The organism is Aquincola agrisoli (genome assembly GCF_036621135.1).
Taxonomy (GTDB): Bacteria; Pseudomonadota; Gammaproteobacteria; order Burkholderiales; family Burkholderiaceae_C; genus Aquincola; species Aquincola agrisoli.
In genome coordinates, this window is record NZ_JAZIBG010000053.1 from 1 (window position 1) to 22147 (window position 22147).

Consider the following 22147-nt stretch of genomic DNA (forward strand, 5'->3'; position numbering starts at 1 on the left):
GCGGCTTGCCGCGCCATAAAGCCCCAGCGATGCGGTTTCGTAGCCGTTGAAGCCCTGCTTGAACGTCGTCGCGGCAGCGGCGCTGGCCATGGAGGGTGTGCCGGTCGGGTCGATGTCGACCGGCACCGTCCACGCCCCGTCGGTCGGGGTAAAGACACCGGAAAGCGCGGCCGCCGCGGTCAGGGTGCCGTTGGCGCCATCGGGCCGGATCTGCGGCACCACGTTCAGGTCGCGGCGGCGGTAGTTGTTGTTCGTCGGCGTCGAGGCCCAGTTGGCCACCGCCACCGTCACGCCGTCATCGACGATGTCGAAGCTACGGACCTGGCGGGTGTAGGTCCCCGAGCGCGTGGGCAGGTATTCGCCCACGAAGTTGTTGCCCATGATGAGCTGCATCCGGTTGTTCAGCTCAAGCATGTGGCCGCCGGTGACGGTCAACAACGGGTCGGCGGTCTGCCGCACGAACGGCGCCGCGGTGCCGGGCCCGCCCATCGCCCAGGCGAGCATGCCCGGCAGGCTGATCGCCGTCAGCGTGTTGAGCGTTCCGTTGGCGCCACTGACGATGCTGTACCCGCCAACGATGTAGAAGCGGTCGCCCTTCTGCGCCGATTGCGCGTGCGACGTGCTGAGCGCCGTGATCGCGGCGGCGCTCAGGCCGGACGTGCCATCGCTCAGGGAACGGCGCCACGTCTGCCGCGACACCGGGTCGATGACCCAGACGTCGAGGTTCTGCGACGACGCCGGGAAATTCAGCGCAGGGGTGGCGGTTTCGAAGCCATGCATGCCGTTCGTGCGGCCGCCGAACAGGATCCATTTGCCGTCGTATTCGGCGGCGGCGAACGAGTGCAGCGTGGGCAGCGCCATCGCGGCGGTCTCCAACCGCCGCACCTCTACACGGAACGGCAGGTCGCTGGCCGGTGCCAGCGGGGTGACGGTGCTCGTCTGATTCTGCGCGTGTGCAGCAGTGAGCGACGACCCTAGAACGAGCGCAGCCGCGCAGGCCAATGCCGTGCTGACGAATGTGCGTTGCATCATGTCGTGGATCCGCCTTCAGATGCCGCCACGGCGGGCGGCCGTCGGCGAGGCCAGATAGGCAGCCGCGAGCGCGACTTCTTCGGTGACCAGCGGGCCGCCGGCGGCCACCGGCCTGCCGGCGCTGCCGACCGCATGCATCCACCGCGAGTCGACCTGGCGCGACTGCAGCGTGGGGTTCGGCATGCCGCCACCCGTGCCTGCGTGGCACGAAGCGCAGGTTGCCTGCGCATGCGCGACCTGGGTCACGGCCACGCCGGCAGCCGGTTCTTGGGGAAGCGCGCCCGCATGTGCGAATGAGGCGAGCGCGCAGGCGGCGATTCCGCCCTGCAGAAGATGAATTGCCCTGAACACCAGATGTCTCCCTTGCATCGTCGTGCGTTAAGCCGCCGACGTTCTGCGCCGAGGATAAAAGGCTCCGCCCAAAATCAACCCTGGAGGTTTTTTTGGGTTCGCTTGCGGCTTGTGTCCAGCGACGCTGCGCGCACTAAGATTCGGCCCCCGTCATCGACTGCGGCGATCGATCCTCGTGAAGGGCGAGCCGGAACCCTTCATGAACTTGCGAATTGATCGGGGCGGCATGGCTTCGATGCTGTGCGCCGTGCTGCTGTGCGGCCTGTCCGCGTGCGCGACGAAAGAGACCACGCGGCCCGCTTGCCCCAACCCTGCAGAGATCGCGGCCGGCTTCACCGAGCCGCTGGCGACGGTCCGCTACCTGGCGGACGATGCGCTGGAAGGACGGATGTCCGGGTCCGACGGAGAGCATTGCGCGGGCGAGTTCATCGCGGCGCGCATGGCATCGATTGGGCTGCGCGGCGCGGGCGAGGACGGCTCGTATTTCCAGCACGTCCCGCTGGCATCGACGCTGCAGCCGCACGCGCCACAGGGAACCGGGCGCAACGTGGTCGGGCTGCTGGAGGGTAGCGACCCGTCGCTGAAACACGAGATCATCGTGGTCGGCGCGCACTACGACCATCTCGGGTGGGGCGCGTTCAGTTCGCTCGACAACACACGTGCCGTCCACAACGGCGCCGACGACAACGCCTCGGGCATCTCCGCCATGCTGCGCGTGGCGGCCCTGCTCGCGCAGGGGCAGCGGCCGGCGCGTTCGGTGCTCTTCACGGCGTTCACCGGCGAGGAACTCGGGCTGCTGGGCTCGGCGTACTTCGTACGGTCGCCCACGATCCCGCTGCGCCATGCGCGCGCGATGATCAACATGGACATGGTCGGGCGCCTGGGCGATGACGAACTGATCGTGTACGGCGTCGGGACGGCGCGGGAGTGGCAGGCCCTGCTGCAATACCAGGCCCGTGCCGCCGGTGTCCGGTTGGCGGAACATCCCGAAGGCTACGGCTTCAGCGACCACACCTCGTTCTACGCGCAGGGCGTGCCCGTGCTCCACCTGTTCACGAACGTGCATGCCGACTACCACAAGGCCACCGACGACTGGCAGAAGATCGACGCGGCGGGCATCGACAAGGTGGCCGCGATGGTGACCGGCCTCGCTCGCACGCTCGGCGATCCGGCAGCGCGGCTCACGTTCGTGCCGGGCGAGGAGAAGCCGGCGCGCCTGTCGAACGACGGCACGCGGGCGTACCTGGGGACGGTGCCTGACTTCTCCCCGGTGCCGCGCGGCGTGCTGCTCAGCGGCGTCACGCCGGGCTCGCCGGGTGACCGCGCGGGCATGCGGCGCGGAGACGTCCTCATCCGCCTGGGCGGGCAGGACATCCGCGATCTGCAGGGCTTCACCAACGCTTTGCAGGCTCACCGCCCAGGCGACGAGGTGGATGTGGGCTTGCTGAGGCAGGGCCAGGAGATCACCCTGCGCGCCGTGCTGGGGCGGCGGGGCGGTTGAGCTGCCGCACTGATGGCTGCGGGGGCCGCGGGGCTCGGCGCCACCGGCTCGATGCGGCTTACAGCGACGCGTAGCCCGTCGTCGCGACGAAGTCAGGCCGCACCGCGGCGGGCATCCACTCGACGTCGCCGCAGACGATCATGCGCTCGCCGCCGCGTTCGTAGCTCACCGACAGCGTCACGCACATGCGCAGGCTCTGCACCGTCATGTACGGCCGCGTCACCTGCACCTGGCCGGGCGACTCGGCCGCGCGGCGGAAGTAGGGGCGGCGCGACCAGCGTGCCTGCGACGAGTCGCGCAGCGGCGCGAATGGATCGGCCTGCGCGTCGCCCACCGCCCGCGGGCGCCAGGAGAGGTTGGCGCCGCACTGGCGGCCGTCGCTGTGCAGCAGGTAGCAGACGTCGGCCTCGGCCAGCGCAAGAAAGGCCGCGCAGGCCGCCTCGGCAGGTGCGCCCGCCGCCAGCGCCGCGCCGGCCGCGCCGATCGCCTCGACGTAGGGGCGCAGGCGGTCGTCGTAGTCCGCGCGCTGGCCGGACCAGCGCTCCTCGCACAGCGCCCACACCGCGTCGATGACCGGCCAGGCCTGCCCCGGCGGTGCCAGCGGGCCCGGTCGGGCGAAGTGGTAGCCCTGGACGAAGTCCGCGTCGGAATCGAGCGCGATCGCGGCCTCGTCGGCGCGCTCGATGCCCTCCATCACGACCAGCGCCCCGCACTCGTGCAGCAGCGAGACCACCTGCGTCGTCACGCGACGCACCGTCTCGCTGCGCGCCGCTCGCTTGACCACGCTGCGGTCGAGCTTGACGAAGGTCGGCTCGAGCGCGAAGACGCGGTCGAGGTTGGAATGGCCCGCGCCGAAGTCGTCGAGCGCGATCAGGAAGCCGCGGGCCTTGAGCCGCCGCACCGCCCGGAGCACGTCGACCCGGTCGGGGATCGCGTCCTCCAGCAGCTCCAGCACGACCTGCTGCGGCGGCACGCCCGCCGAGGTCACGGCGTCGAGCAGGGCGTCGCCGGCCGCCTCGCCGTCGCCGGCCACGAAAGCCGACGCATCGACGTTGACGAACAGCCACTCCGCCGGCCGGGGCCGCGCGGCGAAGGTCGCCACATGCAGGCGGCGGGCGTCCTCGTCGATCACCCGCGATTCGGCGGCCGAGCGGCAGCGGCGGAACAGCTCGCGCGGCGCCACGGCCGCGCCGCCGGCGTCGGTGGCCCGCAACAGGGCCTCGTGGCCCACCAGCCGGCGGTGGGCCAGGCTGAAGATGGGCTGGAAGGCCGACGACAGCGTGTACACCCCGCCCCCGACGACGCTCTCGTACTGCATGGGGTCATATCGGGCACCTGGCGGTGGATTTGAGCGTCGTTACGAGCTGCTGCATCCGGGGCTGCTTGCGCACCGTTACATCCCGCGCCGCACGCCCGGCGGGTTTTGCGGTCGTACCGCCGATGCATCGCCGCTTTGCCCCGTTCGCCGCCCGCCGCTTCGTCCGGTCCCTGGCACGCAGTGCCCTGGGCGCCTTGCCTGCCGTGGTGGTCCTGATGATGGCCGCGGCGCCGCGCGCGGGCGCCGCCCCCGCACCGGGCTGGACGCAGCGCCTGCAAGCCGAGCTGCAGCGCATCGAGCGCCAGCTCGAGGGCTCGCGGCGCAGCGCGGGCGTCGGCGTCTACGTGCGCGACCTGTCCTCCGGGGCCTCGGTGTCGCTGCATGGGCAGGAGCCCTGGTACCTCGCCTCGACGGTGAAGGTGCCCGTCGCAATCGCGGTGCTGCGCGGCGTGGAGCGCGGCGACTACACATTGGAGACCACCCTCACCCTGCGCGCGGGCGACTACGTCGACGGTGCCGGCGCCACCAACCGCCACGCCGCCGGCGAGGCGCTGACGATCCGCTACCTGCTGGAGCAGATGATCGTCTACAGCGACAACACCGCCAGCGACATGCTGATCGGGCTGGTCGGCATCCGCGAGGTCAATGCGCTGGTCGCGTCGCTCGTGCCAAAGGGCTTCGAGCGCATCACCAGCCTGGCCGACGTGCGCCGGCAGGCCTACGGCCAGCTCGACCCGGGCGCGGCGCACCTGTCGGGCCACGACTTCCTCGTGCTGAAGGCGCAGCGCACCGATGCCGACCGCATGAAGACGCTCGCCCTGCTGCTGCAGGTGCCGGCCTCGGGCTTCCGGCTGCGCAGCCTCGGCGAGGCCTACGACGCCTACTACGCGAGCGGCCTCAACTCCGGCCGGCTGGACGCCTACGGCGAACTGCTCGCGCTGCTGGTCGAGGGCAAGGCGCTCGGCGCCGCCTACACCGCCTACCTGCTGGGCGTGATGGACGGCGTGAAGACCGGCCCGCGCCGCATCCGCGCCGGGCTCCCCCCGCAAGTGAGGTTCGCGCACAAGACGGGCACGCAGCGTGCCCGTATCTGCGACTCCGGCGTCATCACCGTGCCGCGGCCCGGCCCCGACCAGCGCATCGTCGTGGCCGCCTGCGTGCGCGGCGAACCCTCGCTCGACCGCTCGGAACGTGTGTTGCGGCAGGTCGGCGAGGCGATCTGCGCCTCCGGCCTCCTTACCCACGGGAAACTCCATGACCCCTCTTGCCGCAGCCTTCCGAGCGTGTTGCCTGGCCCTGGCGCTGACGAGCGCTAGCCTGGCCCAGGAGGACGGCTGGGCCGGGCGGCTGCAGCAGCAGGTCGAGCGCATCGACCAGGCCGCGCCCGGCCGCCTCGGGCTCTACGTCAAGCGGCTCGACACAGGCGAGACGCTGTCCTACCAAGCGGACCGTCCGTGGTACCTGGCGTCGTCGGCCAAGCTGCCGATCGCCATCGCCGTGCTGCAGGAGGTCGAGGCCGGCCGCCGCCGGCTGGGCGACACGCTGCGCCTGCAGGAGACCGACAAGGTCGACGGCTCCGGGCCGCTGGTATGGCAGGGCGCAGGCACGGGCCACACGCTGCAGTCGCTGCTGCGCGGCATGCTGATGGCCAGCGACAACACCGCCGCCAACATGCTGGTGCGCAGCATCGGCGAGGAGCGGCTCAACGAGCGTGCCAAGGCAATGCTGGGCCGGGGCTTCGAGCGCCTGACCACCTTCACCCAGGTGCGCTACGACGTCTACGCCGAGCTGCACCCCGACGCCCGCCGGCTGCGCAACCGGCAACTGGTGGAGATCGCCGCGGCGCCGCTGGGCCCGCAGCGGGTCGAGGCGCTGCGCCGCGCGCTGGGCAAGGACAAGTCCGCGCTGCAGGTGCCCACGCTCGACGAGGCCTACCGCCGCTACTACGAGCGCGGGCTCAACGCCGCGACGCTGCAGGGCTACGGCGGCATGCTGGAGCAGCTGGTGCGCGGCAAGCTGCTGTCGCCCGCGCACACCGAGCGGCTGTTCACCGACCTGAAGATCGGCAGCTACGACGCCTACCGCCTCGAGGCGGGGCTGCCGCGCTCGGTGCGCTTCATCCACAAGACCGGCACGCAGTTCCGGCGTGCCTGCCACATGGGCGTGATCGAGCCGCAGGACGGCGGCCGCGCGGCGATCGTCGTGGCCGCCTGCGCGGAGGACCTCGACGAGCACAAGGACGCGGCGCGCCTGTTCGAGCAGGTGGGCCGCGCGATCACCGCGACGATGCTGCCGGGCCGCCAGCCCCGGCGCTGAGCCGCGGCGCCGGTCAGGCCGCGGCGGCGGCCAGCCCCATCGGCTGCCAGCGCCCGCGCAGCCAGCGGTGCAGCATGTAGGCGGACTTCAGCGTCTCCTCGACGATGAAGACGATCCACAGCGCGGCCACACCCATCCCGTGGTGCCGGGTCAGCACCCAGGCGAGCGGCAGCGCGACCAGCCACATCACGAGCTGGCTCGCGACCACCGGCGCAAGCACGTCGCCCGCGGCCTTCAGCGAGTTGAACAGCACCATGTTCAGCGCCGTCACCGGCTGCAGGAAGATGCTCAGCAGCAGCAGCTGCCGCGCCGAGGCGTGCACCTCCTCGTTGGCGGTGAACAGGCCGATCAGCGGCCGCGCGAACAGGTAGAGCACCACGGCGAGCGCGGTCGCCAGCACCGCCGCGATGGCCGCCGAGCGCAGCGCGCGCGCCCGCGCCGCGGCGGCGTCGCCGGCGCCGACGCGCCAGCCCACCATCACCTCGTTGCCCTGGCTGATGGTCATCACGATCAGCGACAGGAACGCGGTGAGCGACAGGGTGTACGAGCGGCCCAGCACCGCGCTGACGCCCAGGCCGGCGATGAAGCCGACGAAGATGAGCTGGCAGAACGCGTAGGCCATGTTGTCGAGCACGCTGGGGTACGAGAGCATGAAGAGCCGCCGCACCAGCGCTGCCCAGGCCCGCGCCGCCAGCCCGCTGCGGCGCTGCAGCTGCAGCCGCCGCGCGAGGATCCACACCAGCAGCAGCACGCCGGTGACCCGCACCGCCAGCGTCGCCAGAGCGGAGCCGAACACGCCCAGGCTGGGCACCGGCCCCCAGCCGTGGATCAGCGCGTACTCCAGCCCGATGTAGAGCACGTTGGCGAACACGCCCAGCAGCAGGATCGCCTTCACGTGGCCGAACGCCCGCAGCACCGCCACCGCCGCCGACAAGAAGCCGTTGAAGACCATCGCCGCGGCGATCACGTGGATGTAGACCCGTGCATCGCCGACGATCTCCGGCGGCGTGTTGATCATCGACAGCACCAGCGGCCCCGCGGGCACCAGCACCAGCGCGATGAGCAGGCTCAGCGCCGCGTTGGCGACGATCGCGACGTTGGCGATCTGGCGCGCCCGCGCCTCGTCGCCGGCGCCCAGGCTGCGCGCGACGAGGATGACGCCGCCCACCGCCAGCAGCCCCGACAGGTCGTAGGCGACGCCCAGCACCTGGTTGGCGATGCTGATGGCCGCGGCCGCCGCATCGGAGTAGCTGCTGATGATCATCTGGTCGGCCAGCGTGACCGCCAGCGACAGGAAGCCGTTCAGGAAGAGCGGATAGCAGAGCTGGAACAGCGTCTTGGTGCCGTGTCGGTTCATGGGGTCAGCGGCCGGAAAGGGAGTACTGCACGCGCAGTTGTTGTTCGAGTTGCACGAGCAGCGCGGCGGCCTGCGCCTCGTCCGCGGACTGGCCGCCGGCGACGAAGGCGCGGCGCAGCCAGGCGCGCACGTCGTCGCCCATGCTGGTGTGGCCGATCACCACGGTGTCGCCGCCTTCGCGGAAGTGGGCGTCGAAGCGCGCGGCCTCGGCCTGCAGCACGTCCTGCACGCGGCAGCGGCCGTGCAGGTGCACGTTGGGCGGCACGTTGGGCGGCAGGTCGCCGGCCGGCGGCGCGTCGGCGCGCGACAGCGCGATGTCGAGCCGCAGCGCGGGGTGGGCCGCGGCGTGCTCGAGCAGCCGCCGCGTGAAGGGCTGGCCGGCGTCGAACTGCCGCAGCCCGCACACCAGCCACACCGGCCCCTGCGGCGGCCGGTGCCGCAGCTCGAACAGCGGGCCCGCGGCGGCGATGCCGGTGGCCACGACGAGCAGCGGCGCCGCCGGCCGCGGCTGCAGCGCCAGCGGGAACGCCAGCGGCCAGCCGTGCAGCTCGTCGATGCCCGGCCGCAGCCGGGCCAGGTGGCCGCTGCAGCGGCCCGGCCAGGTGGCGGCGCTGCCGTCGACCGAGCGCAGCGTCTGCTCGACCGTGCTGACCAGGATCTCGACGACCTCGCCCTGCGGCGCCGGCGCGATGCCGCTGACCGAGTAGCTGCGCGGCTGCAGGCGTGGCCACGCGCCCAGCACCCCGGGCGGCTGCCCCGGCACCGCCTGCACCGCGCCCAGTTCGAGCGCGGCGCGGAAGTCGACGATCTCGCGCAGCGCGGTCGCCACGTCGACGGTGCGCCGCCGCCCCGGCGCGAAGGCCGAGCTGGCGGTGCGCAGGCGCACCGGCTCGTCGCCGCGCCAGCCCATCGTCCGCAGCATCGCCTGCACCTCGTCGTCGGCATTGCGCCAGCGCACGAGCAGCGTGTCGCCCCCGCGGTGCCGCACGCCCGGCGGCGCCTGCAGCCGGTAGGCCTGCACGCCCCGCGCCACCGGCTGCGCATCCACCAGCCGGTAGGCGACGCCCTCGGGGTGGGCGCGGTGGCGGCGCAGGAAGTCGAGCCGGTAGGCCACGAGCAGCCGCTCGTAGCCGCAGCGCGCCAGCCGGCGGCGCAGGCGCAGCGTCAGCGGCAATACGCAGTGCACCGCATGGTGGGCGGCGATCGTCGCCATCTCGCGCAGCGGGCCGCGCGGGGGCTGCATCCTGGCTTCCGTCATGTTGTAAAGCGAACCTTATTCAAAACTCACCTGCGCCAGCGCGGCGGCCAGGTCGCCGCCGTCGGCCTCGACCACCGTCGCCTCCAGCAGGACGCCGATCTCGCCGGCGAACCGGTCGGCCACCGCCGACATCGCCGCCTCGCCGAGGTGCCGGCCTGCGTACTGCCAGGCCAGCGTCCAGCAGCCGTCCTCGATCCAGCAGTTGGCCTCGATCAGGTGCGGGCTGCGGTTGGCCGGCGCCTGCAGCGGGCCGGGCACCGCCTCGCGCCGCCAGGGCAGGCCGCCGCCGTCCGCGGCGCCGCCGGGCAGCTGGCCGAGGTAGTTGAAGGCGATCTGCGGCTGCGCGGCCAGCGCCGCGTGGCCACCCAGCCAGCGCAGCAGGCCCCAGCTGCGGCCCTGGCCGGGCACGGCCCGGCATTGTCGGGCCACGGCGTCCAGCGCCTCGCGGGTGCCGCCGGGCGCACCGAGCTGCAGCCGCAGCGGGTGCAGGGCAGTGAACCAGCCGACGCTGCCGGCAAAGCCCTCGGCCTCGTCGCGGCCGTGCGACTCCAGCGCCAGCAGCGCCTCGCGGGCGCCGGTCCACGGGGCCAGCGCCCGCAGCAGCGCGGCGAGCATCAGCGGCACCGGCTGCGGGTGCTGCAGCAGCCGCTGCGTCGGGCCCGGCGCCAGGCGCCGGCGCAGCACCCGCGCATCGGCCTGCAGCGCGTCGTCGCAGGCCGAGGCCGGCCCGTCGAGCGGCAGCACCGGCCCTGCCCCGCCCTCGGCCTGCGCCTGCCAGAACGGCAGGTCCGCCTGCGCGGCAGCGAGCTGGGCGGGCAGCCGCGCGGCCCAGGCCTGGGGCCCGGGCGGGCGCGGGCCGAGCGCCGGCACACCGCCCAGCGCGGCCTGCTGGAAAGCCTGCCGCCACTCGGCCAGGAGCACGCGCCACGACACGCCGTCGACCACCAGGTGGTGCACGACGGCCAGCAGCCGCAGCCCGCGCGGCCCGAGGTCGAAGGCCGCGACGCGCAGCAGCGGGCCGCGGCCGATGTCGAGCCCCGCCTGCAGGGCCGCACCGGCCTGCTCGAAGGCGGCGTCCTGCGCGGCGGGCGCCAGCGGCGTGAGGTCGCTCCATTCGATCGGCGCCTGCGCATCGTGCTCGGCCAGCCGCGCCCGCCAGCCTTCGCCGGCCTGCGAGAAGCGCAGCCGCAGGGCGTCGTGCCGGGCGGCCACGGCGTCAAGCGCGGCCTGCAGCGCGGCGCGGTCCACGCCCGCCGGCAGGGCCATGCACACCGCCTGGTTGAAGTGCGACGGGTTCGCCGGCCGCTGCGCGAAGAACCAGTGCTGGATCGGCGTCAGCGGCACCTCGCCCTCCCCGCGTGGCGCATCGGGCGGCGCCAGCGCGGCGGCCTCGGCCCGCCGGGCGTCGATCACCGCGGCGAGCGCGGTGATCGTCGGGTGCTCGAACACCTGCGCCGGCGACAGCGGCAGGCCCGCGGCGCTGGCGCGCGCGGCGATCTGCATCGCGATGATCGAGTCGCCGCCCAGGTCGAAGAAGTTGTCGTCCAGCCCCGGCACGCGGTCGTGCAGCAGCGTGCGCCACAGCGCCTGCAGCCGCAGCGCGGTGCGGCCGGCGGCCGGCGCCTGCGGTGCTTGCGCCACGGCGTCGACGGCCTCGTCACCCTCGGCGTCCTCGGCCGGCGCCGCGGCGGGCCACGGCGCGGGCAGCGCGGCGCGGTCGACCTTGCCGTTGGGCGTGAGCGGCAGCGCGTCGACCCAGACGAAGCGCGCCGGCACGCAGGGCTCGGGCAGCGCCTGCCCCACCCATTGCCGCAGTGCCGCGGCACCCACCCGCTGCCGCGGGCTCAGCACCGGCTGCCCGACGAGCCAGGCCGCCAGCCGCTGGCGGCCCTGCGCATCGAGCACGGGCTGCACCACCGCTTCCAGCACGGCCGGGTGCTGCACGAGGCGCTGCTCGATCTCGGCCGGCTCGATGCGGAAGCCGCGCAGCTTGACCTGCCGGTCGTTGCGGCCGAGGAACTCCAGCACGCCGTCGGCGCGCCAGCGCACCAGGTCGCCGGTGCGGTAGAGCACCTGCGCGGCCTCGCCGCCATCGGCGTCCTCCAGGCCGCAGGCCGGGTCGGGCACGAAGGCCTCGGCCGTGGCGGCGGGCCGCCCGAGGTAGCCGCGCGCCACGCCGGCGCCGCCGATGTGCAGCTCGCCCGGCAGGCCCACGGGCACCGGCAGGCCCGCCTCGTCGAGCACCTGCACGCGGGTGTGGACGATCGGCCGGCCGATCGGAATGCGGCCCGAGGCCGCGTCGGCCGCGGTCACCTCGTGGCAGCAGGCGAAAGTGGTGGTCTCGGTCGGCCCGTAGCCGTTGACCAGCCGCAGCCCCGGCCAGGCGGCCAGCAGCCGGGCCACGTGGGGCGCGGAGAGCACGTCGCCGCCCGCGAGCAGCTGGCGCACGCCTTCCAGCGCCTGGAGCCGCTCGTCCACCAGGAGCTGCAGCAACCCCGCGGTGAGCCACATCGTGGAGACGCGGTGGCGGCGGATCAGGCCCTCCAGCGCATCGAGCGTCGCGAACGGCGCCACCACCAGCGTGCCGCCGTGCAGCAGCGCGGACCAGACCTCGAAGGTGGCCGCATCGAAGGCAAGCGGCGCGGCCTGCAGCAGGACCTCGCCGGCACCGAGCCGCACGTAGCCGGGCGACTGCACCAGCCGCAGGACGCCGCGGTGCGGCGTGCCCACGGCCTTGGGGCCGCCGGTGGTGCCGGAGGTCAGCATCACGTAGGCCAGGCGCTCGGCCGCCGCCCGCGGGGGCAGCGACGGCGCACGGTCGGCGGGCCCGTCCGGCGCCGCGAGGGCGTCGAGGTCGACCACCCATTCGCGCAGCGGCGGCGTGCCGCGGCCGCCCTGCTCGGCCTGCAGCGCGGCGGCGCAGCCGGCCCGCGGCGACAGCACCCAGGCCAGCCCGGTCTGGGCGGCCAGCGCCGCCAGCCGCGGCGCGGGCGCCTGCGGATCGAAAGGCACATAGGCGCCGCCGGCCTGCAGGATCGCCAGCATGCCGACGATGGCCTCGGCCGAGCGCTCGCCCCACAGCCCGACGAAGCCGCCGGCCTGCGCGCCCTCGGCCTGCAACTGCGCCGCCAGCCGGCCGGAGGCCGCGGCCAGCTCGGCGTAGCGCCACTGCCGCTCGCCGTCGATCAGCGCGACGGCGAGCGGCGTGGCGGCCGCCTGGCGCAGGAAGGCAGCCTCCAGCGTGCCCTCGGGCAGCACCGGCGGCGGCCCCGCGTCGGGCAGCGGGCGGCTCCACGCCGCGATCTGCGCGGCCTCGGCCGGGGTCAGCAGGCCCAGCGCGGCGACCGGCTGCGCGGGGTCGCGTGCCATCTGCGAGAGCAGCTCGGCCCAGTGGCCGGCCATGCGCTCGACGGCCGCGGGCTCGAAGCGCGCGGCATCGAACTCCCAGGCCGCGATCCAGGCGCCGGGGTCGCCGCCCTCCCCGTCCTCGCCCGGCACCGCCGGCCGCAGCGCCAGGCCCAGCGGGAACTTGGCCTCCTGCACGGGCACCGGCTGCGGCTGCCACACGAGGCCGCCGTGCAGCACCGCCGCGGGCAGCACGCCGTGCGCGTTCTGCACGCTGAACATCACGTCGAACAGGCCCTCCTGCCGCCGCGCGGCGGGCAGCGCGTCGAGCATCTGCTCGAAGGGCAGGTCCTGGTGCTCCCAGGCGTCGAGCGTGCTGCGGCGCACGCGCGCGAGCAGCGCCGCCACCGTCGGCCGGCCGCCCAGCGCCAGGCGCAGCGGCAGGGTGTTGACGAACATGCCCACGAGCTCGTCGACCGCCGCCTGGCCGGTGCGGGGGCGGCCCGCGACGGGGCTGCCGACGACCAGGTCGTCGCCCGCGCCGTAGCGCTGCAGCAGCACGGCCAGGCCGGCGAGCATCACCATGTAGGGCGTGGCCCCGTGGGCCTGCGCCAGCGCCTGCAGCGCTTGCATGTGTTGCGCAGGCAGGCGCTGCAGGTGGCGGCCCGCGGCGCCGGGCGCGGGCGCCTGCGCCGCCGCCGCGGCAGGCGCGCCCTGCCGCTCGATCGCCAGGCGCTGCGGCGCGGGCGCGTCGTGCAGCAGCGCGTGCCAGTGGGCACGCTGCGACGAGAGATCGAGCCCGCGCTGCCAGGCCGCCACGTCGCGGCAGCGCAGCGCGGGTGCGGGTGCGGGGGCGGGTGCATCGGCGGCGCTGCCGCTGCGGCGGGCGCCGTAGGCCGCCGCCAGCTCGCGCGCCAGCACGCCGATGGAGGCATCGTCGGCCACGATGTGGTGCAGCGCGAGCAGCAGCACGTGCCGCTCGGCCGCGGTGCGCAGCAGCGTCGCGCGCAGCAGCGGCGGCCGGCCCAGGTCGAAGGGCCGCGCCAGCTCGGCCCGCACGGCATCGTCGAGCGCCTGCGGCGCGCCGCCGGCCAGGTCGATGCGCTGCAGCGGCAGCGGCAGCGCCGGCCACACGGTGGCGGCCAGTTGGCCGTCGTCGGCCGAGAAGCCGGTACGCAGCGCCTCGTGGCGGTCGACCAGCGACTGCAGCGCGCCCTGCAGCGCGGCCTCGTCGAGCGCGCCCTGCAGCACGACCTGCAGGCCGATGGTGTAGGCGCGGCTCGCCGGCGCGAACTGCGCGACCAGCCACTGCCGGTGCTGCGACGGCAGCGGCAGCACCGGGGCATCGTCGGCGCCGCGCTCCACAGGCGGCAGCACCGTGCCGCCCTGCGCCTGCCGCAGCGCGGCGACGAAGTCGGCCAGCCGCGGATGCTCGAACAGCAGCCGCAGCGGCACCGCCGGCCCGCCGGGGCGCAGCGCCTGCAGCCGGGCGGCGGCGCGCGTGGCGGTGAGCGAATGGCCGCCCAGCGCGAAGAAGTCGTCCTGCGCGCCGGGCGGCAGCGGCCGGCCCAGCACCTCGGCCCACACGCCGGCCACCAGCGCCTGCAGCGGATCGTCCGCGCCGGCGGCCCCGGCGGGCGACGGCGGTGACGCCGCCGTGTCGGGCAGCGGCAGCGCGCGGCGGTCGACCTTGCCGTTGGGCGTCAGCGGCAGCTGCGGCAGCAGCTGCCAGTGCGCCGGCAGCATGTAGGCCGGCAGGCGCGCCTGCAGCGCGGCGCGCAGCACGGCCGGGTCCGGCGGCGCCGCGGGCCCGGCCGCCGGGCGCAGGTAGGCGACCAGCCCGGGCCCGCCCGGCAGGTCGCGGCGCAGCAGCACGGCGGCCTGCGCGACGCCCGGCTGCTGCGACAGCAGCGCTTCGATCTCGCCCAGCTCGATGCGGTGGCCGCGCAGCTTGACCTGGTGGTCGGCGCGGCCGAGGAAGTCCAGCAGCCCATCGGTACGCCAGCGCACCAGATCGCCGGTGCGGTACAACCGGCCGCCCTGCCCGGCGGCATCCGGAACGAAGGCCTGCGCGGTCAGCCCCGGCTGGTCCGCATAGCCTTCGGCCACGCCCGCGCCGCCGATCAGCAGCTCGCCGGGCAGGCCCACCGGGGCCGGCTGGCCGTGCGCGTCGTGCACCACCAGCCGCGTGTCGGCGATCGGGCCGCCGATCGGCACCGCCTCGCCGGGCGCGAGCAGCGCCGGCTGCAGCCGCAGCGCGGTCGACCAGATCGTCGTCTCCGTCGGGCCGTAGAGGTTCCAGACCGCCGCACAGCGGCCGAGCAGCCAGCGGGCCAGGGCCGCTTCCAGCGCCTCGCCGCCGACCCAGGCGCGCAGCCCCGGCGCCCCCGGCCAGGCGGCGTCGCGCAGCAGCTGCCAGGTGGCCGGCGTGGCCTGCATCACATCGATCCGGTGGCGCTCGATCTGCCGCGCAAGCTGCGCCGCATCGCGCGCCACCTCGGCCGAGGCGAGCACCAGCCGGCCGCCCTGCACCAGCGGCAGCCACAGCTCGAGGCCGGCGATGTCGAAGGCCACGGTGGTCAGCGCCAGCAGGCGTTGGCCGGCCTGGAGCCCGGGCGCCGCGGCCATGCTGGCCAGGTGGTTGGCCAGCGCGCCGTGGCTGACCGCCACGCCCTTGGGCGTGCCGGTGCTGCCGCTGGTGAACATCAGGTAGGCCGGGTCCCGTAGGCCCAGCGGCACGCGGGGATCGTCCGCCTGCCACGCGGCGATGGCGCCGGCCTCGGCGTCGAGGTCGGTCACCGGCACGCCGGCGGCATCGTCCGCGGCTTGCACCCCGCCCGCGACCACCAGCCGCGCCAGCCCCGCGCGCGACGCGACGAGGGCGCGCCGCGCCGGCGGGTGCAGCGGATCGAGCGGCACGTAGGCCGCGCCCGCCTTCCACACCGCGAGCAACGCCACCACGAGTTGCGGCGAGCGCGGCACGCACACGCCCACGCGCGCGCCGCGGCCCACGCCCTGCGCACGCAGGTGACGCGCCAGGCGGTTGGCCGCTGCCTCCAGCGCGCTGTAGGTCCAGGCGCCGTGCGCACCGCCCGCGGCGGCGGTGCCTTCGCCGGACCCCGGTTCGAAGACGAGCGCGATGCCCTCGCCATCGGCCGCGGCGCGCGCGGCGATCGATGCGTGCACGCAGCGCAGCGCCGGGGCGGGCAGTGGGCCCGTGCCCGCCGCTGCCAGCGCGGCGGCGGCTTCGGCGTCCAACGCCGGCAGGTCGGCCAGCCGGCGCACGCCGGGCCGCGCCAGGCCGCGCAGCAGTGCGGCGACCTGCCGCAGCAGGTGGCCGGCCATCGGCCCCGGCAGCCGGTGCGTGTCGTGCCGCAGCACCAGCGTCAACCGCTCGCCGGGCAGCACCATCAGCGCGAGCGGGTAGTGGGTGCGCTCGAAGCCGCCCACGCCGTGCAGGCGCAGCGTGCCGGTGGCGGACGCGAGCGCGGCCGCGCTCGACAGCGGGTAGTTCTCGAACACCAGCACGCTGTCGAACAGCGGCGTGCCGCCCGGCACGGGCGTCAGCCGCTGCACCTCGGCCAGGCCCAGGTGGGCGTGCTGCTCGTGCGCCCGCAGGCCGGCCTGCAGCGCCTGCAGCCACGGCAGCGGCGCCGCCTGCGGCGGCACGGCCACGGGCACCGGCACCGTGGCGATGAACAGGCCGATGCGGCGCTCGGTGTCGGCCAGCGTGGGCGGGCGGCCGGCCACGGCGGCGCCGAAGAGCACCTCCGCCTGGCCGCTCGCGCGGGCCAGCAGCAGCGCCCACGCGCCCTGCACCAGCGTGTTGAGCGTGAGCCGCTGGTCGCGCGCAAAGGCCTCCAGCGCGGCCGTGTCATCCGCCGGCAGCACCAGCGTCGCCTCGCCGGGCGGGCCACCGGCGCCCGGTGCCGCGGCCCGCAGCCACGGCAGCGGCGTCGGGGCCTGGACGGCGCCGAGCGCCTCGCGCCAGTGGTGCTCGGCGGCGCCACGGTCCTGGCGCTGCAGCCACGCGATGTGCTCGCGGTACGGCCGCGCGGGCGGCAGGCTCGGCGCCTCGCCGCGCCGCAGCGCCTCGTAGCGCGCCAGCACCTCGGCGATCACCAGCGCGTTCGACCAGCCGTCCATCAGCAGGTGGTGGTAGCTCCAGACGAAGCGGTGCCGCTGCGGCCCGAGCACGGCCAGCGTGCAGCGCATCAGCGGCGGCGCGTCGGGCACGAAGCCGCGCGCCCGGTCGTCGGCGACCAGCGTGTCGAAGGCGGCGGCCTGCGCGGCGTCGTCGAGGGCCTGCCAGTCGAGCACCGCCCACGGCAGCACCGCGCCGGCCGCCGGCTGCTGGAACGGCGCCTCGCCGTCGCGCCAGACGAAGCCGCTGCGCAGCGCCTCGTGCGCATCGAGCACCTGTTGCCAGGCGGCCTGGAACGCCGCCGCATCGAGCGGACCGTCGATCGCGCACCAGCGCTGCTCGAAGTACAGCGGCTCGCCGGGCGAGAGCAGCGCATGGAAAAGCAGCCCCTGCTGCGCGGGTGACAGCGCGTAGCGCGCGCCCGCCCCGGCGGCAGGCACCACGCCCTGCGGGCGGTCGGGCCGCTGCGGGGGCGGTGCGTTGGAGGCGGACGTCGGCGTCGAGGGCGGCATGGCAGCGGGCATCGGGGAAGGGTCAGGCCGGCGCGAGCGCCAGCAGGGATTGCAGGTGGGCCGCGGTGCGGCGCGCGAGCGCATCGACCGTGGCCGGGGCGAGGCGGCCGTCGTGCCGCCAGAGCCAGACGAGGCGGCCGTCGCGCTGCAGCGTGACGACCTCGAGCAGGTGGCTGCGCAGCGCGGCCGGGTCGCGCTGGGCCGGGACGGGCTCGGGCGCCAGGCCCTGCAGCGGCCCCAGCCCGCCGGCATCGGCCGCGCCGAGGTGGTTGAAGCTCACCTCCGCCGGCGACGCCGGCACGCGGCCGTGCTGGCGCAGCACGCCGAAGCCCAGGCCGTTCTGCGGCACCTCGGCGAGCGCTTCGGCGACCGCGTCGAGCTGGCGCTGGGGCGCGCCGGCCGGCAGCGCCAGCCGCAGCGGCCATTGCGCGGTGAACCAGCCGACGGTGCGGGCCAGCGCGGCCGCGGCCTGGGCCTGCGCGGCATCGGCCGGGGCCGCGGCTTCTCCGCCGGCCTCGATCGCCAGGCCGTCGAGGCCGCGGCCATGGCGCTCGACATCGATCACCAGCGCGCTGCCGCGTGTCCACTGCTGCAGCGTCTGCGCGAGGGCCGCGAGCAGCAGCGTGTCGGGTCGCCGGCCGAGCGCCAGCGCCGCGCCGGCCAGGCGCCGGGTGTCGTCCGGGTCCATGACGACCCGGCGCTCGGCGGCCTCCGACTCGCGCGCCGCCGCGGGCGCGCCGGCCGCGCGGGGCAGCGGCGTGCCGGGCTCGGCGGCGGCCGCCCAGTGCGCGGCCTCGCGCTCGAAGCGGCCGCGCTGCGCCTGCAGCGCCGCCGTCCAGCGCGCGAAGGCCGGCGCGGGGGCATCGCCGGCGGGCGCATCGGCGGCCAGGGCCTGCGCCAGGTCGGCCAGCAGCAGCCGCCACGACAGGCCGTCGACCACGAGGTGGTGCATCACGAGCAGCAGCCGGTGCCCGCCGCCGTCGGCGAGCCGGTACAGCCAGGCGCGCAGCAGCGGGCCCTCGGCCAGCCGCAGCGTGCGCTGCGCCTCGGCCAGCGCGTGCGGCAGCGCATCGGGGGCGAGGTCGACGACCTCCAGCGGCACCGGCGTGTCGGCCGCGGCCGCATGCCAGGCGCGCCAGCCTCCGCCATCGGCCGGCTCGAAGCGCAGGCGCAGTGCGGCATGGCGCGCCGGCAGCGCCTGGAGCGCGGCCCGCAGGCGCGACGGGTCGACCGACGGCGCGAGGTCGAGCAGCAGGCTCTGGTTCCAGTGCGCCGGCACGGCGATCTCGCCGCGATCGACACGATCGAAGAAGGCCCATTGCGCGGGCGCGAGCACGGCGGCCTCGCCGTCGGCGACGGGGGCCTCCGGCGCCTCGACGCCGGCCGGCCGCGCGGCCAGCGCCTGCGAGGCCAGCGTCTGGTGCGTGAAGACGGCGGCCGGCGTCAGCACCAGGCCGGCCTGGTGCGCACGGGCGACGATCTGCATCGCCGCGACCGAATCGCCGCCGAGGTCGAAGAAGTTGTCGTCGGGGCCGATGGCCTCGCGCCGCAGCACCTGGCACCAGATGCCGTGCAGCGTGGCAAACGCGGTGCCGCCCTCGCCCGCGGCGTCGGCGCCTCGCGCGGCCCCCGGCGCGGTGGCGGCTGGCGCCGGCTGCGGCACCGGCAGCGCCGCGCGGTCGACCTTGCCGTTGGGCGTGAGCGGCATCGTGTCCAGCACGAGGACGTGCGACGGCACCATGTAGGTCGGCAGCCAGGCGGCCAGCGACTGGCGCAGCGCGGGGATGTCGAGTGCTGCCGTCGAGGCCGCATCGCGCCGCACCCAGGCCACGAGCGCGGGCACGGTGCCGACGGTCAGCACGTCCACCACCGCCTCGGCGATGCCGGGCTGGCGCACCAGCGCCGATTCGACCTCGCCGGCCTCGATGCGGTGGCCGCGCAGCTTCAGCTGCTGGTCGGCGCGACCGAGGTAGGCGATGCTGCCGTCGGCCCGCCACATGGCCAGGTCGCCGGTGCGGTACAGGGTCGCGCCGGGCGCGCCGTCGAACGGATCGGGCAGGAAGCGCTCGGCCGTCAGCGCCGGGCGGCCCAGGTAGCCGCGCGCCATGCCGGCGCCGCCGATGCAGACCTCGCCCACCGCGCCGGCGGGCACGGGGTTCAGCTCGGCGTCGAGCAGGTACATCGCCGCGCCGGTGATGGGCCGGCCGATCGGCATCGCGCCGCGGTCTTCGGGCTGCACCTCGTGCACGCAGCAGCCGACGACGGTCTCGGTGGGGCCGTATTCATTGAGCAGCGCGATGCCGGGGAAGCGCTCGCGCCAGGTGTTGACGTGCACCTCGGTCAGCGATTCGCCGCCGATCACGAAGGCCTTGGGCAGCGACGCGGCATCGGGCGCCGGCCGGGCTTCCATCAGCGGCGCCAGCGCGTTCATGTGCGCCGGCGTGAGCTTCACCAGGCTGTGGCCGGCGGCCATCGTGTCGGCCAGCGCGGCGAGCGGATCGGCCTCGGGCAGCAGGGTGACGGTGCCGCCCACCAGCAGCGGCGCGAAGAGGCCGGTGATCGTGGCGTCGAAGCCGATCGACGAGTTGACCGGTGCGCCGCGGCCTTCGTGCAGCGGGTAGCGTTCCAGGCACCAGTCGAGGTAGTGCATCAGCCCGCCGTGCGGCAGCAGCGTGCCCTTGGGACGGCCGGTGGAGCCGGAGGTGTAGAGCACGTAGGCGAGCTGGGTGGGGCTGAGAACCTTCCGGCCCGCCTGCGGGCTGCGGGCCGCACCCGCTCCCCTGCCCTCCGCCAGAGGCAGAGGGAGCCATGCCGCCTGCTCCCCCTGCGAATGGCCCGGCGCCGCCAGGCGCTCGATGTCCGCCGGCAGCGCCAGCACCAGCGCCGCGCCGGAATCGCGCACCATGTAGCGCAGGCGTTCTGCCGGCAGCACCGGGTCGAGCGCCAGCCAGGCGCCGCCGGCCTTCCACACCGCGAGCATCGCGACCATCAGCACCGGCACGCGCGGCAGGCACACGCCGACGATGCTTTCAGGCCCCACGCCTCGCGCACGCAGCTCGGCGGCCAGCGCGTCGGCGGCTTCATCGAGCGCGCGATAGGTCAGTGCGTCCGCCTTGCCGCCGGGCACGTCGACCGCGATGGCCTCCGGCGCGCGCGCGGCCTGCGCCTCGAAGCGGTCGATGAAGCTGCGCCACGACGACGCGGGCTCCCGACGCGGCCCGAACTGCCAGCCGCCGATGCGGCCGAGCTCGTCCGCCGACAGCATCGGCACCCTGCCCAGCGGCTGCGTCGGATCGGCCAGCACGCCGTCGAGCAGGCGCGCGAAGTGGTCGATGAAGCGGCCGATGCGCTCTTCGTCGAACAGCGCACTGCGGTACTCCACCGCCAGCAGCAGGCCGCCGTCGCGTTCGATGGCATGCCACGTGAGGTCGAACTTGGTGTGTGCGAGGTCGATGGGCGCCTGCGCGAGCGCCAGCGCACCCAGCCGCGGCGCCGCGGTGTTCTGCGCGCCGTAGCCCGCGCCCTGGTACTGGAACATCAGCTCGACCAGCGGTGCGCGGCCCGGCTCGCGCGGCGCGCCGACGGCATCGATCACGCGCGCGAGCGGCAGCTCGGCATGGTCGAACGCATCGGCCACGCTGCGCTTCACCGCATCGACCCAGTCGGCCACGCGACCGCCTTCCGGGCCCTGGCTGCGCACCACCAGCGTGTTGACGAAGAAGCCGATCAGGCCCGCCGTCTCCGGCCCGCTGCGGCCGGCCACGGGGACGCCCACGGCCAGGTCGCGCCGCCCCGTCCAGCGGTAGAGCATCAGCTTGAAAACGGTGAGCAGCAGCATGAACGGCGTGGCGCCGCAGGCCGACGCCGCCGCGGCGATGCGGGGCGTCAGGCCGGGCAGCCAGCGCTGCACGGTGCGGCTGTGCCAACCGGCTTCGGGCGTGTGCGGGCGGTCGGTGGGCAGCGCCAGCGGGGCCAGGCCGGCCAGCTGGTGGCGCCACCACGCGCCCTGCTCGGTGGCTGCCGGCGAGGCCAGCCACTGGTCCTGCGACAGCAGGTGGTCGGCGTAGCGGGTCGGCAGCGGCGGCAGGCGCAGCGGCTGGCCGACCGCGGCCGCGGCATACAGCGCCGACAGCTCGCGCAGCAGCACGCCGCGCGACCAGCCATCGGCCACCAGGTGGTGCAGCACCCACACCAGCACGTGCCGGTCGTCGGCGCATTGCAGCAGGTGGGCGCGCAGCAGCGGGGCCTCGGCCAGGTCGAACGGCTTCCGCGCCAGCGTGCGCAGGTGGGTGTCGAGCGCGTCGGCCTCGGTGGCCGTCGGCTGGCCGCGCAGGTCGGCACGCAGCAGGAGGCACGCCACCCGGGCCAGCACGCGCTGCTGCGGCAGGCCGTCGGGGCCGGCCTGGAAGGTGGCCCGGAGGGCGCCGTGGCGATCGACCAGCGCCTGCAGGGCAGCGCCCAGTGCGTCGGCATCGAGCGCGCCGTCGATGGTCCACGAGAAAGCGATGTGGTACGCCGAGCTGTCGGGCTGCAGTTGCTGCACGACCCAGAGCTGCTGCTGCGCGGGGGTGAGCGGCAGGGGTTCGTCGGCCGGTGCTTCGGGCAGCAGGCGGCCGCGGGCGGCGAGTTCGCGTTCGAGGAGGGCGCGCTGCTCTGGGGAGAGGGCAGCGAGGCGGGCTTGGAGGGCGGTGGTCATGGGTGTTCTTGTTGTTGTGCGCTTGCAAGGGCTCGGGCAGGGGCCTGGGGGCGTGCGACTTCCGCGGTCGGCGCTGCGCGCCGACTGCCCTGCGATGCTCGGCCGGCTGGCGTGCCGCAGAACTCACTTCGCTCACTGCGTTCGCTGCGTTCAAACAGGCTGCGGCAAGTCAGTGGCTGAAGCGCGCTGCGCGCGCCGCCAACCGGCCTGCGCTTCTCGGCGCTCCACACGCACGCCCCCAGGCCCCTGCCCGAGCCCTTGCCCCCCACCGCCGTGGGTGTGGAAAGGAGCGCCAAAAGGTCCGACCCCGGGGGTCG

General features: G+C 75.2%; 10 protein-coding genes. 3 read left to right on the forward strand and 7 right to left on the reverse strand.

Translation table 11 applies throughout. The features are described from left to right. Both V4F39_RS24100 and V4F39_RS24105 read right to left on the reverse strand, forming a co-directional pair. The coding region (locus tag V4F39_RS24100; RefSeq protein ID WP_332292668.1) for a hypothetical protein at positions 1-1029 on the reverse strand (1029 nt) is incomplete at its 3' end. 18 nt (positions 1030-1047) lie between these two features. Further along, positions 1048-1383 carry a hypothetical protein gene (locus tag V4F39_RS24105; protein ID WP_332292669.1) on the reverse strand — a complete coding sequence of 112 codons (336 nt, stop codon included), beginning with the start codon at positions 1381-1383 and terminating at the stop codon, positions 1048-1050. Positions 1384-1609: 226 nt separating this feature from the next. Between V4F39_RS24105 and V4F39_RS24110 the strand changes: the two genes are divergently transcribed. Beyond that, positions 1610-2884: a M20/M25/M40 family metallo-hydrolase gene (locus tag V4F39_RS24110; protein ID WP_332292670.1), complete on the forward strand. Its 1275-nt coding sequence runs from the start codon at positions 1610-1612 to the stop codon at positions 2882-2884. A 58-nt stretch (positions 2885-2942) separates the two neighbouring features. Here the strand turns inward: V4F39_RS24110 and V4F39_RS24115 are convergent, their stop codons facing one another. Continuing rightward, the gene (locus tag V4F39_RS24115; protein ID WP_332292671.1) at positions 2943-4202 is read right to left on the reverse strand and encodes an EAL domain-containing protein; all 1260 of its coding nucleotides are present in this window, start codon (positions 4200-4202) and stop codon (positions 2943-2945) included. Between the two features lie 122 nt (positions 4203-4324). Here V4F39_RS24115 and V4F39_RS24120 point away from each other — a divergent pair, with 122 nt between their 5' ends. Together V4F39_RS24120 and V4F39_RS24125 are read left to right on the forward strand one after the other, a co-directional pair. Beyond that, complete coding sequence (locus V4F39_RS24120; protein WP_332292672.1) at positions 4325-5518, forward strand: serine hydrolase; 1194 nt, start codon at positions 4325-4327, stop codon at positions 5516-5518. Further along, positions 5457-6518: a serine hydrolase gene (locus V4F39_RS24125; RefSeq protein WP_332292673.1), complete on the forward strand. Its 1062-nt coding sequence runs from the start codon at positions 5457-5459 to the stop codon at positions 6516-6518. Before V4F39_RS24120 ends, V4F39_RS24125 begins: the two co-directional genes overlap by 62 nt. A 13-nt stretch (positions 6519-6531) precedes the next feature. On the opposite strand, the gene V4F39_RS24130 is transcribed toward V4F39_RS24125, so the two are convergent. From V4F39_RS24130 to V4F39_RS24145, 4 genes are read right to left on the reverse strand one after another with little or no spacing between them, the layout of a single operon-like run. Further along, the gene (locus V4F39_RS24130; protein ID WP_332292674.1) at positions 6532-7875 is read right to left on the reverse strand and encodes an MATE family efflux transporter; all 1344 of its coding nucleotides are present in this window, start codon (positions 7873-7875) and stop codon (positions 6532-6534) included. Positions 7876-7879: 4 nt separating this feature from the next. Further along, complete coding sequence (locus V4F39_RS24135; protein WP_332292675.1) at positions 7880-9118, reverse strand: ferredoxin reductase domain-containing protein; 1239 nt, start codon at positions 9116-9118, stop codon at positions 7880-7882. A 30-nt stretch (positions 9119-9148) separates the two neighbouring features. Continuing rightward, a complete protein-coding gene (locus V4F39_RS24140; protein ID WP_332292676.1) occupies positions 9149-17146 on the reverse strand; it encodes an amino acid adenylation domain-containing protein in 7998 nt (2665 codons plus the stop codon). Positions 17147-17156: 10 nt separating this feature from the next. Continuing rightward, positions 17157-21830: an amino acid adenylation domain-containing protein gene (locus V4F39_RS24145; protein ID WP_332292677.1), complete on the reverse strand. Its 4674-nt coding sequence runs from the start codon at positions 21828-21830 to the stop codon at positions 17157-17159. Between the last annotated feature and the right edge of the window lie 317 nt (positions 21831-22147).